The organism is Phormidium sp. CCY1219 (assembly GCF_055795085.1).
The window spans coordinates 1-17,766 of sequence record NZ_JAYFEQ010000963.1 but is presented as its reverse complement, the minus strand read 5'-3'; the positions used below and the strand labels follow the sequence as shown (position 1 = coordinate 17,766).

Annotated in this window: 9 protein-coding genes; 7 read left to right on the top strand and 2 right to left on the bottom strand. The window is 50.7% G+C overall.

Annotation, left to right across the window (positions count from 1 at the left end; genetic code table 11):
- From AC0QH1_RS31100 to AC0QH1_RS31080, 5 genes are all read left to right on the top strand, one after another.
- Nucleotides 1-2,195 (top strand): CHAT domain-containing protein (locus AC0QH1_RS31100; protein WP_324635318.1); only part of this gene is annotated, 2,195 nt, incomplete at its 5' end.
- Nucleotides 2,192-2,644: a hypothetical protein gene (locus AC0QH1_RS31095; protein ID WP_324635317.1), complete on the top strand. Its 453-nt coding sequence runs from the start codon at nucleotides 2,192-2,194 to the stop codon at nucleotides 2,642-2,644. The genes AC0QH1_RS31100 and AC0QH1_RS31095, both read left to right, overlap by 4 nt.
- A gap of 139 nt (nucleotides 2,645-2,783) precedes the next feature.
- Nucleotides 2,784-4,160, top strand: a complete 1,377-nt coding sequence (locus AC0QH1_RS31090) for a hypothetical protein (protein WP_324635316.1) — start codon at nucleotides 2,784-2,786, stop codon at nucleotides 4,158-4,160.
- A 370-nt stretch (nucleotides 4,161-4,530) separates the two neighbouring features.
- The gene (locus AC0QH1_RS31085; RefSeq protein ID WP_324635315.1) at nucleotides 4,531-4,893 is read left to right on the top strand and encodes a hypothetical protein; all 363 of its coding nucleotides are present in this window, start codon (nucleotides 4,531-4,533) and stop codon (nucleotides 4,891-4,893) included.
- A 228-nt stretch (nucleotides 4,894-5,121) separates the two neighbouring features.
- Nucleotides 5,122-5,610, top strand: coding sequence for a hypothetical protein (locus tag AC0QH1_RS31080; RefSeq protein WP_324635314.1), 489 nt, complete (start codon nucleotides 5,122-5,124; stop codon nucleotides 5,608-5,610).
- A gap of 236 nt (nucleotides 5,611-5,846) precedes the next feature.
- On the opposite strand, the gene AC0QH1_RS31075 is transcribed toward AC0QH1_RS31080, so the two are convergent.
- A complete protein-coding gene (locus tag AC0QH1_RS31075) occupies nucleotides 5,847-6,257 on the bottom strand; it encodes a peptide chain release factor 1 (RefSeq protein ID WP_324635313.1) in 411 nt (136 codons plus the stop codon).
- 322 nt (nucleotides 6,258-6,579) lie between these two features.
- On the opposite strand from AC0QH1_RS31075, the gene AC0QH1_RS31070 reads away from it, so the two are divergent.
- Both AC0QH1_RS31070 and AC0QH1_RS31065 read left to right on the top strand, forming a co-directional pair.
- Entirely contained in the window at nucleotides 6,580-7,206 is a 627-nt protein-coding gene (locus AC0QH1_RS31070; RefSeq protein WP_324635319.1) for a response regulator transcription factor, read from the top strand.
- A gap of 283 nt (nucleotides 7,207-7,489) precedes the next feature.
- The gene (locus AC0QH1_RS31065) at nucleotides 7,490-13,393 is read left to right on the top strand and encodes an AAA family ATPase (RefSeq protein ID WP_324635312.1); all 5,904 of its coding nucleotides are present in this window, start codon (nucleotides 7,490-7,492) and stop codon (nucleotides 13,391-13,393) included.
- A 44-nt stretch (nucleotides 13,394-13,437) separates the two neighbouring features.
- Here AC0QH1_RS31065 and AC0QH1_RS31060 read toward each other — a convergent pair whose 3' ends face one another.
- Nucleotides 13,438-17,634: a PAS domain S-box protein gene (locus AC0QH1_RS31060; protein ID WP_324635311.1), complete on the bottom strand. Its 4,197-nt coding sequence runs from the start codon at nucleotides 17,632-17,634 to the stop codon at nucleotides 13,438-13,440.
- Between the last annotated feature and the right edge of the window lie 132 nt (nucleotides 17,635-17,766).

Here is a 17,766-nt window from a genome sequence, read left to right as displayed (position 1 = left end):
ACTTAGGACAATATGAGGAAGCCATTGCCTCATACAACGAAGCCATCCGCCTCCAACCGGATTTCGCCGTAGCTTATAACAACCGAGGGATAGCGCAGCGTAACTTAGGACAACATGAGGAAGCCATTGCCTCATACAACGAAGCCATCCGCCTCCAACCGGATTACGCCGTAGCTTATTTCAACCGAGGGAACGCGCAGGATAACTTAGGACAATATGAGGAAGCCATTGCCTCTTTTGATTGTGCCTTAACCTGGAAACGGGATTTGTGGCAAGCGTGGACAAATCGAGGCAATGCCGCAGGAAAGGTACAAACGCGAAATTCTCCCTATCTGCCTTCTGCCCTCGCTATACAAAATTCAAACTTGAACCAGAGAGGATTTGAGGGTAAATTGGCGAGTTATGAGGAAGGGCTGAAGTATTGCCAGCAAGACACCCATCCGGAAGGGTGGGGTATGTTGCATTATTGTATCGGCAATGCCTATTATTCCCGATCGCGCCTAGATGCCCGACGTCGCCGACAAGACTGGCACGCCGCCTTCACTCACTACAACCGCGCCCTGGAAACTCTCACGGAAACCGCCTATCCCGAAACTCATTTAGAGGTATTGCGCCAGTTAATTGGGGTATTGCTCGGTTTGGAGGAAACGGAACAGGCGCAGGAGTTGCAACGGCGCGGAGCGGATTTGCTGCGGCGGTTGGTGGAAGATTGTGCGGGTTCGGGGAAGCAACGGCAACTGGCGCTGAAATTTGCCGATTTTAATCAATTGACGGTGGATTTGTGGGTGCGACGGGGGGATGTGGTACGCGGGTTGGAGGTAGCGGAGGCGGGGAAAAATGCCTGTTTGTCTTGGTTGTTCTGGGGCAGAAGTGAGGCGGTGAGGGAACCGGATTGGCAGCAGATTCGCCAGTTGGTGAGGCGGGAGATGCCGCCAAACTCCCTGGGGAAGGGGGGCTTCATCACTTCCACCACTGCAGCGGTGTACTGGCATCTGAGTCCCTATGCGCTCAGGACATTTATTCTCAAACCGGATGCGCCGTTCCCGACGGTGTTGGGGGAATCCCGGTTTCGGGAGGGGTCGGGGTATATGGGCAATTTGCCGGAATTGGAAGAGTGGAGCGCGCAGTGGAATCGCCAGTATCGCCGGGATAAGGGGAGCAAACTGAGCGCACTGGCTGCGGATTGGCGGGGGTCTTTGCCGCAACAGCTCGATCGCCTGGGTGAGATTCTTCAAATCGAGGCAATTTTAGCGGAATTGGAGGATTGCCAAGGGTGCGATCGCCTGCTTCTGTTTCCGCACAAGGACTTGCATCGCTTTCCCCTGCATGCCTTATTTTTAAATTGCGATCGCTTTCCTCGCACTTGCGCGATCGCCTATCTCCCCAGTGCTGCTTTTGGACTGGGGTTGTGGGCATCCTCCCCGGGGGAAGAGACGGGAGAAATGCCCTCTGTGCTCAGTCTGCAAAATCCCGACAGTCAGATAACAGATACCGAGGGTACCCGGAAAAGCCTGGAACCATTGCCGGCAGCGGATATGGAATCTCATATAATCTCCCGGCGGTTTGCCCGGGTGACGCGCCTTGCGGAAAAGCAAGTCACCGCCGAGGCAGTGAAAAGTGCGTTGCGACAATCTCACGCCGGGATGCACTTTACGGGTCATGGCTATTATGAGTTTACCGATCCGCTTGCTTCTGCCTTGTGCCTCAGTGGGTGCGATCGCCTCACTGTCAGAGATATCCTGCAACTGAATTTGAGCGGCTATCGCCTCATCTCCCTTTCCGCCTGCGAAACCGCCGTGAGTGGCAACCCCACCATCACTAGCGAATATGTGGGATTATCCAGTGGATTTCTGCGATCGGGCGTGTCAGCAGTCCTCAGTACCCTCTGGCAAGTACAATCCGATGCTAGCACTTTATTCTTCCTCTATTTCTATCAGCAACTGCACCAGGAATACCCCACCCCAGTGGCGTTTACTGCGGCACAACACTGGCTAAAAACTGTTACCCGAGAAGACTTAGCCCAGTGGTACCGACAACTGATAGCAGAACTCTCCCAAACCCCCCACCCCAGAGACGCCGACTGGGCCTGCATCGACTATTTAGAAGCCTGTGCGGAGAACCTTGCTACAATAGAGAAAAATCCACCTTATGCCGACCCCTATCATTGGGCCACTTTTACACTTTACGGACGATGAACGACCAACAAGCGAACATTTTCAAAGCCTTTATTGCTGCCCTGACGCAGTTAAATGACCCCTTGCCCCCGCAAGTGCAACAGCAGCTTAAAACCATCGCTCAAACTGGCGAAATTTCCCGCTTGTCTGGCGTCGTCCAGCAGCACGAACCCCTGGCGATCGCCTACAAACAGGCGCGCAATTGGTTGGTAGAACACAGCAACCAGCAGCGCAAAGGATTGGACTTTTTACCCGATGCCACTTGGGAAAAGGAAAATCCCGATAACACCGAAATCGATAACGCTTCTGGGGATATTTCCGATTTGCCGAGTTTGCCAGAGGTGTTGCAGACAATTAAGAAGCGATTGGACAAAGAAACCCTGGAACAAAACATCTCTTATCTGCTAGATACCGACAATTCGGTACAGTCGGCAAAGCATTTTTTATATCCGGATATTCCGATGATGTAATCTCATGTTTTCCCGCTTTGCTACCCTATATTTGGCAAAATTCCTGTGGGGAGGCACTAGTTCCAGAAGGGCGTTCCTACTATGTGCTGGGAACGCCTTTTCAATCCCCCGCTTTTATTATCTAAAAATGGTATAATGTATGAGCGATAATCTTCAAATCATTTATCCAACGATTGATGTATTTCAATACGATTTAGCCGATGGTTTGGGTCAATCCGAGGAGAAAATCAAACAAAACCGACAGAAATTTTGGCAAAAACTATCGCCCAAAATCACCCCAGAAGAAGCGGAGAACTATGCCAAGGCGGAAAGCGAGGCGTCGCCTTTTGTGGAATTACTGGGCGACAAAAAATATCAGCCATTTCCCCACCCGCAGGATGGCTATTACTACCCGGTGAAAGTGGGGGATACCTATGCTTTGCTAATCGACTGTTCTGGGGAAAAGGAACCCCGGGATAAGAAAGGGAAAGGGAAAGCGATCGCGGTGTTGAAATACATCGATGAAATGGTGCGGGCAAAACTGCATACTCCCCCAAGTATTGGCGAAAGTTGGCTAGTTTGGGGACAACTGCCCATTGAGGGACAGGATAGGAAAAAAACCGCCCAGGATTGCCTAAAGCACCTGTCATTATTTGCCGATTTTAAGTGGGAAAAAGACTTAAAAGGGACAGGAGAGTTTTGCGGGGCAACGTTCTACGATTTGTGGCGGGTACCGAGCGATCGCGGCACTTTGGCGCACAATCGGCATTTGGTTATCTGCCTATTTCAGCCTCACGCCTCCCCGGAGAAAATCCAACACCTCTTGCCCGATTTCATCCAATTATTTCGCTTCCGCAATAAAGTGATTTGGGCATATCGGCAAAGTCGGCAACTGAAATCCGACATGAAACAAGCGGCACAAGTTATCCAAACCATTGTCAAGGCATTACCGAACCAAGTGAAGGATGGTGCGGTTAATCTCAAGCTGTTGCAAGACTATCTGGCAGATACCTTGACAATTTTATCTACCTATGGGAATTATTTGAGCAGGCTGGAAGAACAACAGCACACCTTGGCAGCCAATTTGAAAAATTACCAGCGGCGGGTGGAAAAAATCGCCCAATTAGATAAAAACAATGGCGATTGCCGGGTTGAGGTGTTTCGAGAATTTGCCGATTATGCGATGGAGAAATATCAGCCGCAGATAGAATCGGATATTGCCAGTTTAAGTGCTGGATTGCGCCTGTTAGAAAATGCGATAAAAACCATCGAAGGTATCATCAACCTGGAACAAACCAAAAGCGATCGCGCCTTAAATCTAACCGTTGCTGCAGTGGGTACGGGATTGGCGGTGAGTGGGGTCACGGCAACTGTCGCCACAAGCTACTATCAGCCCCCAGAAAACACGCCACGCATTGCTTTCCTCGGATCCCCGGCGTTATGGTGGAGTCTGGGCATCGGGGCGAGTTCCGGCGCGATCGTCGCAGGGGCGATCGCCTTAGTTGTGGCGTTACTGCCTCGTCTCCGTCGCCGATAACCCGGCATTTGCCACCTCCGCCCCTCTCTGGCAACTCCTCGGGGAATTTTCCCGAATTTTGCCTTACCCATGCAGTCAACCTGCACCGTTTTCTGAGAGAATAAAGATAAAAGCCGACGGGAATCCAGAGGCGAGCGATCGTCTCTGGGATTACTTCCACACTCACTCCTCGAGCCATAGCACAGAATTTGTAATTTGTCAAGGGTTTAAAATTAATCCAGATTTGGCTCTGGGGGATTTAAAATCGAATGGAAGCGATCGCTGTTGCCCGAAACACCAGCCCCGAGAGGTCCGGCAACCTAACCCAGAACAGGGCGATCGCCGCTACCCATTCCCTAGGGTGATTTGCTCATATAATTAAGGTTATCCAATGCTTGAAATCTTGTTGCTAGATACGCTTACCATTCTGGCTGTGTTTTGGTTCATTGCCGATCCAAATCAAGCTAAAGCCTATGCCGAGAAAAAAGCCCGCCTGCGCGCGCAAAAAAAATCCGCCTCGGCAACTTCTTCGGCAACTTCTTCGACATCGGCGATCGCCTCCACTGAGGAAACAGCGCCAGTGTTGCGCGCCAAAGATACGGAACTGGAAGCCAATGGCTCTGAAATCCCTTACAATCAGAAACAAGAACTCGACCCTGATGAGTGGAAAAAACAGGGACGCCAGCGCTCCAAAAAAATCGCGATCGAACCGATACCCGGTGAAGCAAAATGGCCCTCTTTATCCGCTCGTTAATTCCCATTTTATCTCAACTTTTGGGGCATTCATTTCCGATTTTAAAACAAGGATTGTGGATTTTACCGAAGCGTTCGGTGCGCGAGGCCCCGCCGTTGATTTTGGGTTAAAATTAGGTTTGGTGCATGACGCCCCGCCGTTAATTTTCCTTTAATTCCATGCCTTGGCTACCGGGCGTCACGCACCTACGGTGGGGAATGAAAATGGCATGAAGAAAACTACAAAGCGATGAGCGAACCGTTTTTAATTAACCTGAAAGAAGCGTTTCTAAATGCACCGGGTTTTTGGGAAAGCAGTCTTTCGGAAAAATCTGGCAACTGGTGCAAGCGAGTGGAGGGAATTGACAAAACCCAAACCGATGGGTATTCGATTATCGGGGATTTTGTTAGTCAATGGAATCTGCAGACATTTCAACAGCCTGGACTTTACTTGTCTTGCGAGAAAAAAGGTAGCAAGAAAGGGGCGCAAAAGCGACTATATGCTTTGTTTGTACTGCAGCCAAATGGTGAGGTGCAAATCCTGAAAGAATACCGCAGTGCGAGCAAGGATTGGGCGGTGGAATTGTGGCCCGATATCGAAGCGCATTTAGCTATCCAAAGTGATTCGGTGCAGCAGCGGCGATCGCAGTTGCTCTCGGAAATCGAGACCCTGGAATTCGAGCTGAGTCAGCGCCGCGCTGAGTTAGCCGCCTTGGAGATAGAAATGGACCGGGATTAACCGATTGTCAATCCGCGATCGCGAATCTCCCCGCCCCCCAGTCACGCAATTTCGCGGCTTTCAGACTTTTTTGTAAAGAATTGTTACAAAAACGTGGGGTTTCACCCCTCATGGGTTATAGTCAGAGTATTAGTAGATGCACCCTGATGGCTTCCCGTTCGATTCGAGCGGGAATTTTTTTGGCCTGTCTATTGCAAGTTAACAACTGAATATGGAAAATTGCCAATAGTGGGGGGTTATCGCCAGTAGGGACGCCCTTTCCAGAAGATGCCCACCACAGCGGCGATGAAGGATAACTGGGAGAACCCCACCAGCATCAGAGGGAGGGGCAGGAGGGACTTGAGAAACAAGCCGAGGAGCAAGCAGAACGCCAGGGACCAGAGGGTAGAGGCGTTGAGGGGGAAACCATGCCACCCTTCGGCGATATAGACGGCGAGGCAGCCCATGCCGGTTGCCAGGGCGAAACTGACAATCATGCCCAGGGGTGGGGAGAGGAGCAGGTTCAGGGGGCGCAGCAGGAGGGGATAGAGGGCGATACTCCCGACGAGTAAGAGTTCTACGGCGGCGACGATGAGCATCGTCAGACCTGCCACCTGTAGCAGCGATCGCCAGGGGAGATATTTTAAGCGCTCGAGCGGGTTTCTCATGGGGAAATCTGGGAAAGAGATTAGATTGAGTTTATAACAAAATTGGCTGGAATTGCAAGCCAGGTCGAGCTAGGCGGAAGCGGGGGCGGCGAGGCGTTCGGGAAGAAGAAAAAATCTCCCAGTGGTGTAGTGGAAAAAACTAATGTTATAACAGTTTTAGTCCGAGTAAAATCGGCAAAGATTAAGGAGAAATCGGGAGAGGGGTTGTTTGGCCAATCTTCTGGCTTCCCCGAGAGCGAAAAGCAAACCGTTCTTGCGTAAAATTACCGCCATGACTAGGGAAACAGCATACTCGTTAAACTTACCGGGGGACAATCAAACCCTGCGGATTTTAATTGTAGAAGACGATCCGATGATGCAACTGGGATTAGAGCAAGCGTTAGCGGAGTATCCGCAGTTAGAAATTGTCGGACAAGCGGAAGACGGCTATCTAGGCGTTGCGGAGGCGCAAAAACTGAAGCCGGATTTAGTGGTGATGGATATTGGGTTGCCGCGTTTGGATGGGATTGCGGCGACGCAACAAATTAAAGAGAAATTGCCCGAAGTGCGGGTGGTGATGTTAACTTCTCATACCACGGAAACGGAAATTGTCGCCTCCCTGTCGAGTGGTGCGGATGCCTACTGCATCAAAGGGGCGAATGTGGATAGACTGCTAGCCGCGATCGCCGCTGCAGCAGAAGGGGCGACCTATTTAGATCCGCAGATTGCCCGAAGAGTCATCGACCATTTGAAACCGCCGGCGAGTGCGAATAATATCGGACAATTATCCCAACGGGAATTAGAAGTGCTTAAATTAATGGTAGAAGGATACAGCAATCCGGAAATTGCCGCCGAGCTTTATTTGAGTCCGAATACCATTAAAACCCACGTGCGCGGGATAATGAATAAACTGGCAGTGGACGATCGCGTGCAAGCTGCGGTGGTGGCATTGCGATCGGGGTTGGTATAAAGTGATGCAAAATCCGGCCAGTGAGGAATTGATTCGGCAATTTTATCCGGAAAAAGTGACAATTCCGCTAACTCCTCCGGGGTGGGTTTGGGCGTTTTGAAGGGGAAAAGCTTTGGCTTTTTTTAGGAGTGTAGAGAATCAATTCAGGAAAACAGAGGTTATACTACGGACACATGCCCACCCCCATCGGTGGGGAATGCCACCGATCCATCGCCCCCTATTCGGGGGATCGTTTGCGATTTCGAGAGTTGAGCACACTGACCGATCGCAGGAGAACTGAGTAATGATAGCAATTCCCGGCATTGCCATTCGCGAGAAAATTTATGAAAGCGCGCGGTCAATCGTCTATCGCGGTATCCGCGAACGAGACCCCCAACCGATTGTGGTGAAAGTATTGCGTGCCGACTATCCCAGTGCGGCAGAATTGAGCCAATATCAGCAAGAATACGAAATTTGTGCCGGGTTGGGTATAGAAGGGGCGATCGCCGCCTATAGCTTAGAGAACTATCGCAATAAACTCGCCATTATTTTTGAAGACTTTGGCGGAATTTCTTTAAAGCAAATTTTAGAACAGCGAACCTTTATCGTCCAAGAATTTTTAGCCATTGCCATTAAGCTTGCCGAAACCTTAGGCGAACTGCACGGAAAAAACATCATTCACAAAGACATTAATCCGGCTAACATTGTGGTCAATCCAGATAGTGGGGAAGTCAAACTCATCGACTTTGGGATTGCCACGATTGTAGAGCCAAACCACCGGGGGGCAAACAGCCCGCACGCGATCGAAGGAACCCTGGCTTATATGTCTCCAGAACAAACTGGCAGAATGAACCGATCGCTGGACTATCGGAGTGATTTTTATTCTCTCGGCGTTACCTTTTACGAATTGCTCGTTCATCAACTGCCCTTTGAGGCCACCGAAGCAATGGAATTGGTTCATTGTCATCTGGCAAAACAGCCCAAGCCGCCGCACGAAATCAATCCAGAAATTCCCCTAGTGCTTTCTCAAATTGTGATGAAACTGCTGGCGAAAACTGCAGAAGAGCGATATCAAAGTGCTTGGGGATTGCAAGCGGATTTAGTGATTTGCATGATGCAATTAGAAGCCACCGGAGAAATCGAAGATTTGATTCCCGGGGAAAATGATGTGTGCGGCAAATTTCAAATTTTGCCCAAACTGTATGGTAGAGAAGCAGAATTGCAAAGGATTATTGAAGCGTTCGAGCGGGTAGCGGGGATTTCTGCTACCCCATCTGCCAAACGGCACATCGAACTGATGTTAGTTTCCGGATATGCGGGAATTGGCAAAACTGCTTTGGTGCAAGAAATGGGCAAATTAATCACCGGGTATCGCAGTTATTTTATCTCGGGAAAATTCGAGCCGCTACCGGGGAATCATCCCTATTGTGCTATCATTCAAGCCTTGCAAAAATTAGTGGGACAACTGCTTACTGAAAGCGATAGCCAGTTAGAGAAATGGCGAGAAAAGCTCCATCGAGTATTGGGGGAAAATGCACGAGCGATCGTGGAAGTGATTCCGGAATTGGAACTGATTGTAGGGGAGCAACCGTCGGGGCCACAATTGCCGCCGGGGTTCGCACAAGCGCGGTTTAAGGTTGGGTTTCAAAACTTGATTCAAGCCTTTGCGGTGCGATCGCATCCCTTGGTGTTGTTTTTGGACGATTTGCAGTGGGCGGATGCGGCATCATTAAGTTTGATTCACCAATTAATGACCGCCGAAAATGGGCGATCGCTGTTATTAATCGGGGCTTATCGCGATCGGGAATTGTCGCCAGAACATCCGGTAATGGAAACCCTTGAAGCGATAGAACAAGCGGGAGTGCCGGTCAATCGGCTACAGTTAGAACCGTTAAAACTCCCCGGCGTCACGGAGTTAATTGCCGACACCTTACAGTGTAGCACAGCCACGGCTAAACCGCTAGGGGAATTAGTGGTAGAAAAAACCCAAGGAAATCCGTTTTTTATCACGGAATTTTTACACTCTCTTTATGAGGAAGGGGCGATCGCCTTTGACCTACAGAGTTTGACCTGGGAGTGGTTTGTCGATCGCATTCAAGCGCGGGAGATGACCGATAATGTGGTGGATCTGCTCAGCGCCAAAATCCAAAAATTGAGAGCTTCTACCCAAGCGGTGTTAAAAGTAGCCGCTTGTATCGGCGATCGCTTTGACTTGGAGATGGTTCTCACGGTATCCGGAGAACCCCGGGAGGTGGTCACTCGGGCGCTGCAGGAGGCGATCGCGGAAGGATTGGTGGTGCCCAGTAGCGACAGTGTAGGCGAGGCTCACCGGGTGGGTACCGCCGAGGGCTTGCAATTCGCGCACAACCGCATCTATGAAGCGGCCTATGCCCTGATTTCCGATGCGGAAAAGTACACCTTGCATCGAAAAGTGGGAGAGTGCCTGCTGGAGAGAACTCCCTCACACCTGCGCGATGAGACACTGTTTGAGATTGTTAGCCAACTGAACTTTAGCAGGGGGGAGATAAACGCGCGATCGCAGAAAGAAGAACTGGCGCGCTTAAACCTGCGGGCGGGAAGGAAAGCCAAAGCCGCCGCCGCCTACGAAGCCGCCCGCAGCTATTTTACCATCGGTCGCGACCTGCTGGAGGAGGAAAGTTGGGGAAGAGAGTACAACCTAGCCTTAGACCTGCATGAAGAAGCCACAGAAGTGGCCTATTTGTGCGGGAACCTAGAGGAGATGAGCCAGTTAGCCGAGATAGTGAGGAACCGCGCCCGCAGTGCCCCGGACAAGGTGAAAGTGTATCAAATCACCCTGCAAGCCCGGATGGGGCAAACCCAGCAACTGGAAGCGGTGCGACTGGGACTGGAGATGGCGGAACAACTGGGGATAAGCTTTCCCAGCGCCCCGGCGATCGCGGACATCGAGGCCGCACTGGCTCGCACAAAATCCCAGATGCAGGCACAGACCCCCGCCGATTTGCTGCAGCTTCCGCCAATGGGCGACGCGCACAAACTGGCGGCGATGCAGATTTTATCCAGCCTAGCCTCAGCCAGCTATCAAGCCGCACCGCAACTGTTTCCCCTGGTGGTTTTCCAGCAGGTGCAGCTCTCCCTCGCCTGGGGAAATTGCTCCTGGTCGGCTTTTGCCTATGCCAATTACGGCGTCATTTTGTGCGACACATTCGGCGAAATCGACCTGGGGTATCGGTTTGGCGAACTGGCGATCGCCTTGCTGGAACAACGGCCCAGTGCAGAGATAAAAACCAAAATTATCGCGATCGTGGCCGGCCTGATTGGCCATTGGAAACGCCATTTAAAAGACAGTTTACCTCAGTTGCGCGCTGCAGAGCGCAGCCGCATAGAAACCGGGGATTTAGAGTGGGCGGCCTATGCGGCCAAAAATCACTGTCAGAACTCGTTTTTGATAGGCAAACCCCTGCTGAAAGTAGAACGAGACCTGGCAACCTGCAGCGAAACTCTCGCCCAACTGCACCAAACCACGGTGTTCACCTGGAATGAAATGTGGCGGCAATTGGTACTCAATTTAGTCGCCGATGTAGAATATCGCGATCGCCTGATTGGAGAAGCCTTTAACGCAGAAGAATGGCAGCCAGCATTGCAGTCAGCTAACGACCGTAACGGACTGCATTACTTGTTTTTGTGCCAGCTCATTTTGGCTTATTTATTCGAGCGGTTTCCGGAGGCTTTGCAATCGGCGATCGCGGCTGACGAGTATTTAGATGGCGTCACCGGCTTGCCCGTGGTACCGGTGTTTTATTTCTACGATTCTCTCACCCGCTTGGCACTTTACGAAACTTCGGACAATTCGCAACGGCAAGCCTTGCTAGACCGGGTGGCCAACAACCAAGAAAAAATGCAACGATGGGCAACTCACGCGCCGATGAATTACGCCCATAAATATTATTTAGTGGAAGCGGAACGATATCGCCTGCAAGGGGATAAATTAGCGGCGATGGACGAGTACGATCGCGCTATCGAATTAGCCCAGAAAAACGAGTACCTGAATGAGGAAGCCCTGGGTAACGAACTGGCTGCCAAATTTTATCGCCAACTGGGCAAAATTACCATTGCTAAAGCCTATATGCAGGAATCCTGGTCTTGCTATTTGAAATGGGGAGCTTCTAGTAAAGTCAAGCAGTTAGAGGAAAATTATCCCCAGTTGTTGGCTATTCCTTACCTGGAGATGGAGTCGATGGAGGCGGGTAAACTTGCTGAAAATCGCGTCAGAGCAACCGGGCGACGGCAGACTTTAGATGTGACCACGGTGATGAAAGCCTCCCAAGCGATCGCTAGCGAAATTGTCCTGGATAAATTACTCGCCTCTTTGATGAATACCCTGCTGGAAAATGCCGGAGCGCAAAAAGGAGTATTGATTTTAGTCAATTCGGGAAAATTGTTAGTGGCGGCGTCAGCTTCCGTGGATGCAACCACCAATTTAGAGCAACCCATTCCGGTGGAAGAGTACGAAGATTTGCCGTTAAATTTGATAAAATATGTGGAGCGCACTCGCTCCGATGTGGTGTTGAGCAATGCCGCGCGCGAGGGACAATTTACTCAAGATTCCTATATCGCCCAACGCCAGTTAAAATCGGCGTTGTGCAGCGCGATCGTCAATGGCGGAAAAGCGATCGCAGTTCTGTATTTAGAAAACAATTTAACCACCGGGGCGTTTACCCCGCAACGACTGGAAATTTTGCGGGTGTTGTCGGCACAAGCGGCAATTTCTCTGGAAAATGCCATGCTTTATACTTCTTTAGCGAACGCCAAACAACAATTAGAGGAGTATTCCCGCACCCTGGAAGTGAAAGTTGAGGAACGCACCCGGGAATTAAAAGCTAAAGAAGTGTCCCTGGCGGAGGCGCAAAGACTTGCCAAATTGGGAAGTTACGAGTATGATGTGATTGCCGATGCTATCACTTGGTCCGAGGAGTTGTATTGTATTTTAGGACTCGATCGCGAATCTCCGATTCCGTCATTGAAAGAGCATCAGCAGTTAATTCACCCCGAAGATTTGGAGTTTTGGTTCACTACAGTGCAACAGTGTATCGAAACCGGGTGCGATCGCGAATTGGACTATCGAATTATCCGACCCGATGGCCATTTCCGCTATGTATCGGCCAAAATCAAAACCACTGCCAATGAAGCGGGACGGGTGATTAAATTATTCGGCACGATTCAAGATATCACAGAGCGCAAACTCACCGAAGAAGCCTTGCGCCGCAGCGAAGCACAATTGCGCGAACAAGCAACCGAACTGGAACAAACCCTGCAACAACTGCAGCGCACCCAAGCACAACTGATTCAAACCGAAAAAATGTCCGGTTTGGGGCAACTCGTGGCCGGCGTCGCCCATGAAATCAACAATCCCATCGGCTTTATTTATGGCAATATCGAATATGCCGGCCAGTATGTAGAAGACTTGCTGAATCTAATTCAGTTATACCAACAACATTATACCACACCCATGGCAGAAATACAAGAAGAAATGGAGGCGATCGATTTAGAATTTATCGCCCGCGATTTGCCACATCTGCTCGCCTCTATCAAAAACGGAGCCGATCGCATCCACAAAATCGTCCGAGGATTGCAGAACTTCTCCCGCCATGATGAATCAGAAATGAAACCAGTAGACATCCACGAGGGCATCGAATCTACCCTGCTGGTTTTGCAATCCCGCCTCAAACTAACCAACGGCAAATCGGCGATTCAGGTAGTGAAAGACTATGGCAATCTACCCAAAATTACCTGTTATGCCTCGGAACTCAATCAGGTCTTTATGAACGTCCTCAGTAACGCGATCGATGCTTTGCACTCTCTGGTCAATGGTCATTTGTCCTTTGTCACTGGGCAAAAGTCATTGGTAACAGGTTCAAATGACAAAGCACAAACGACAAATGACCAATCCCAAATGACCATTCGCATTCGCACGGAAAGTACGCCGAATGATACGGTGAAAATTTCGATTGCGGATAACGGGATGGGGATGAGCGATCGCGTGCGACAGCGGATATTCGATCCGTTTTTTACCACCAAACCGGTGGGGTCGGGTACGGGATTGGGATTGTGGATTTGTTATTCCATTGTGGTGGAACGACATGGGGGAGAATTCAGTTGCATTTCCGCCCCGGGAGAAGGTGCGGAATTTATCATCGAAATTCCGGTGCGATCGCCGAATAAGAAATAGCCCGATTGGCAGGAGTGCGAGATAAAAAGCCATTGGCGGGAGAGTCAATCGGAGAGGGGCAAGGTGAACCAGAAGGTAGACCCCTCACCGGGGGTGCTGTTGACGCCGATTTCGCCGCCATGTGCGGTAACGATTTGGCGACAGAGATAGAGGCCCAAACCGAGACCGGTAGAGCGTCGGGCATTCGGACCGCGCGCGTAGAGTTCGAATAAGGTTTCGCATTGTTCCGGGGTCATGCCCACCCCATTGTCACCGATCGCGCAGCGAATTTGCGGGTCTTCTACCGCTACGGTGATGGTGAGTTGCACCCCTGGGGGGTTATGGGTGAGAGCATTGACGATCGCATTTTCAAACACCCGCCACAACTGTGCCGGATCGGCATGGATTGTCGGCAAGTCGTCGGGGATGTGGGTGGTGAGGGTAGCCTCGTTTTTCTCCAAGAGGGGATGCAACTGGCAAGTGAGCGATCGCACCAGGGGTTGCAGTTGGGTTGGTTCTCGGTGTAACACCACGCCGCGCACTTCGCTGGCGTGAACTTCCAGCAAGGAATTAATCAAGGTTAACTGGCGATCGCACCCTTGGATAGTGCGTTCCAGGGTCGATCGCGGTACCGGGATGGGGGTTTGGGGATTGTGGGAGTTCTCTTGTCGTTGCAGCAAGTTTTTTACTAACAACAAAGTGCCCATCACGGGGGTTCGCAAATCGTGAGTTACGGCATGTAAGAATAAATCTTTGAGCTGGTGCAGTTCCTCCAATTCGCGCACTGCTTGGCGCAATTCTTGGGTACGCTCTTCCACTTGTCGTTCCAAGTTAGCATTCAAATCGGCGAGTTGTTGGTAAAGCTGACCTTGTTGAATGGCGATCGCCACTTGTGTTGCCAGTCTTTCGAGCAATTCAATTTCCGATGCTTGCCACTGGCGCTGGCGATCGCACTGATGGGCGACTAACAACCCAAACAAGCGATCGCCCACCACAATTCGCACCGCCAACCCAGACTTAATCTGATATTCCCGAAAATGCTCTTTCAGATCCGGGGATAAATCAGCAGTGCGGGTATCGTTCATCACCTGCACGGGAACCGCCAAAAATTCCTTGACTTTATTCACATAGATATCGCGCGGGGTCACAGCTCCTACCAGGGATTTGTACCCTTCCGCCACCGATTCTGCCACGATAATCCCATCGGAACGCCCGTCAAATTGACCGATACAGACGCGATCGACTTGTAAAAAGTGCCGCACTTCTGCCACGGTGGTGTTGAGAATTTCCTGTAAGTCCAAGGACCGCCGAATTCGCAGGGCAATTTCTCCCAACAGGCGATCGCGTTGTGCCGAAGCGCGCAATTTTTCCTCGGCGCGCACGCGATCGGTAATGTCGCGCACCACGCCCAAAATATGCGGCTCTCCTTTATAAATAAACCCGGTACCCAAAGCATCAATATAAAACCCCGTGCCATCTTTGCGACGATGAACCGACTGGGTGCGATATTCCCCGCCGGCTTTCAGGGTTTCGAGAAATTTCGCAATCAAATAATGATAATCGGGATGCACGTAATCCTCCGGGGAAAGTGCCAGAAATTCTTCGTAAGAATAGCCGTGCATTTTGTAAGCTGCTGGATTGGCTTCTACCGGATATCCCTCCAGATCCGTAATCATCAACCCATCGCTGGTGGCTTCAAAAATACTGCGATATTGCGCTTCTTTTTCGCGCAACTGAGCCTCGGCGCGCTTGCGTTCGGTAATATCGTTCATTACCCCCAAAACGCAAGGCTCGCCGTCAAATTCAATCGTTTCTGCAGAGAGCAATCCTACCCGCGATTTCCCGGCTTTGGTAAGCAATTCGACTTCATAATTATACACCGAGCCGTAGCGTTCCAATCTCTCGATAAATTCCTGCTTATTTTGTTGGTTTACCCACAGGTTGAGGTCTTCCTCCTGGCGACCGATTATTTCGTCGCGTTCGTAGCCAAAAATCCGCAAGCAACTTTGGTTGACATCGATATAGCGCCCGTCTTTCAAACTACTGATAGTCATCGCATCGGGACAAGAACGGAAGGCTTTGGAGAATTTTTCTTCCGAAACGCGCAAGGCTTCTTCCATGCTTTTGCGTTCGGTAATATTAAAGCCGACAAATACGGCAGCTTCGCCGCGATTGTATTTTTGGCCGATAATTAAGTAATCGCAAATGCCCTCTTGAGTGAGGATTTGCACTTCTTGGGATGCTTCGGGTTCGTTGCTGGCAAAAAAGTCGCGGACGAATTCGTTAAATTCGGCGGTGAAGTTAATAAAGCCGATATTTTGACCGACAAATTCTGCCGGGGACATCTGGAAGGATTGCGCCAGATATTGGTTGACGCCGAGATAGTTTAAATCCGCAGAAATCCAGGCGACGGAACCGGGTACTGCGTCTAATACCGCTTGTAGCCGATCGCGCGCTTGTTGCAAAGATCCGATTAATTCGCTGCGGAGTTGTTCCCCATGTTTGCGATCGCTGATATCCCGCACGATCGCCAGCACTTCTCGGTCCCCGCACATCACCACTCGCGCTTCCCAATCTCGCCGCTGTTGGCTGCCTTCTGGAGTGGGATGCAGCAGGTAATATTCGAATATTTGCGGTTCCCGAGTGGCGATCGCGCGCTCTAGATAATGCCGAAATAGTTTCGCCACGGATTCGGGCAGTAAGTCTTCCACTTTTTGGCCGATAATTTCCCGGGGTTCGACCACTAAATCGTTCGGGTTATCCGCTTTGAAATCCAGATATGTGCCATCGGCACTAAAGCGAAAAATTAAATCGGGAATGGCATCGAGCAAGGCGCGATTTTTCGCTTCGCTTTCTCGCAGGGCCGCCAGGGAATTTTCTACCTCGCTGATATCCCGCACGCTCACTACCCGCGCCGGATTTCCTTGATAGAAAATTGTCTTGGCTCGCACTTCGCAGTGAAACGGCGTGCCATCTTTTTTCTGGGCGATCGCTTTAAAAGGTTCGTCTGATGGATATTTGACTTTTTCGGTGATTAAATCTCGCGATTCGGGGGCGGTGATTTTTAACACCGATTCCCCGAGAATGTCGCGGCTGGTATAGCCAAATAAAAATTCTGCCGCTGGGTTGAGGTCTACGATTTTTCCGTTTTGATGAATGATGACCGCTTCAAAAGTAGCATTGAAAAAGCTCTGCAATCGTTCTTCACTGCCTTTTAGCTGTTCCTGGGTGCGAGCGCGATCGCTGATATCCATTAATACTCCATCCCAGATTAAATTCTCTCCCTCTTTTCTGGCTCTGCCCATGCCTTTAATCCATTTGGTTTTACCGCTAGGCACGATCGCTCTGCCTTCCCAATGCCAAGGTTCTAATGTCTGCGCTGACTTCATCACCGAACGCTCGTAAGCATCGCGATCGTCTGGATGCAATAACTCCGCAAGTAAGTTAAAATCCGCTTCGATCGCTTCCGGTTCTAATTCAAATAAATCGCGACATCCGCTACTGGCAAATAGCACCGACCGCCGCCCATCGGGTAACTGTTGGAACTGATAAATTACCCCCGGTACGTTTGCCGCTAACTGTTGCAAGGCAGTGAGATATCGCACCTTTTCTCGCTGCAATTTTTCGTCGGTTTGCTGTCGTTCCAGGCGCAGCCCAATACTGGCAGCAATGGTCATCAAGCCGGTGGTTTCATCCGTGGACCACTGGCGATAGTGCTGGCAATCATCAAATCCGATAAATCCCCAAAATTCTCCCTGGACTTGAATCGGTACCACCAACAATGCTAAAATATCCTGCTGGGAGAGCAGATCCCGTTCCGTGGGGGGAAAATCTCGCACCGTGCCGCCGATAAAGTTCCCGCGCGGTAAGGCATCATACCATCGGCTGATTCCCGCCTCTATATAGGTGAGGTTCTGCAAGATCGGATTGTCGATTTGCGCTTCGATGCCGCCTCTGACCCATTCAAACCGCTGAGAAATCGCCGGTTCCCCGGTTTCCGGGTGGGCATGATGCTCGAAAAGATAAACGCGATCGACATCCGCCGCCATCCCCAATACCTCTAAGGTGCGATTCATGGCCGTATCGTAATCCGCGATCGTCAGTAATTGATAGTTGGCTTCTGCTACCCCCTGCAATAAATTCGGGCTAGTCGGCGGATGGATCGGACAAGCCCCCCACCCCACTAACCCGGATGAGTTTCCTCGCTGACTGACTTGGTTTCCCACTACAGTTCTCCTTGGTTGTCGTTGGTCATTGGTCATTAGTCATTTGTCCTTGGTCATTGGTTATTGGTTCTTGGTCATTTGCCTGGGAATGCCCCCCCGAGACTCCGCCTCCCCACCGCCAGTTTTTCCCTTACCCCGTACCAGTCCTCTTTAGAGGACTTGCGCTAT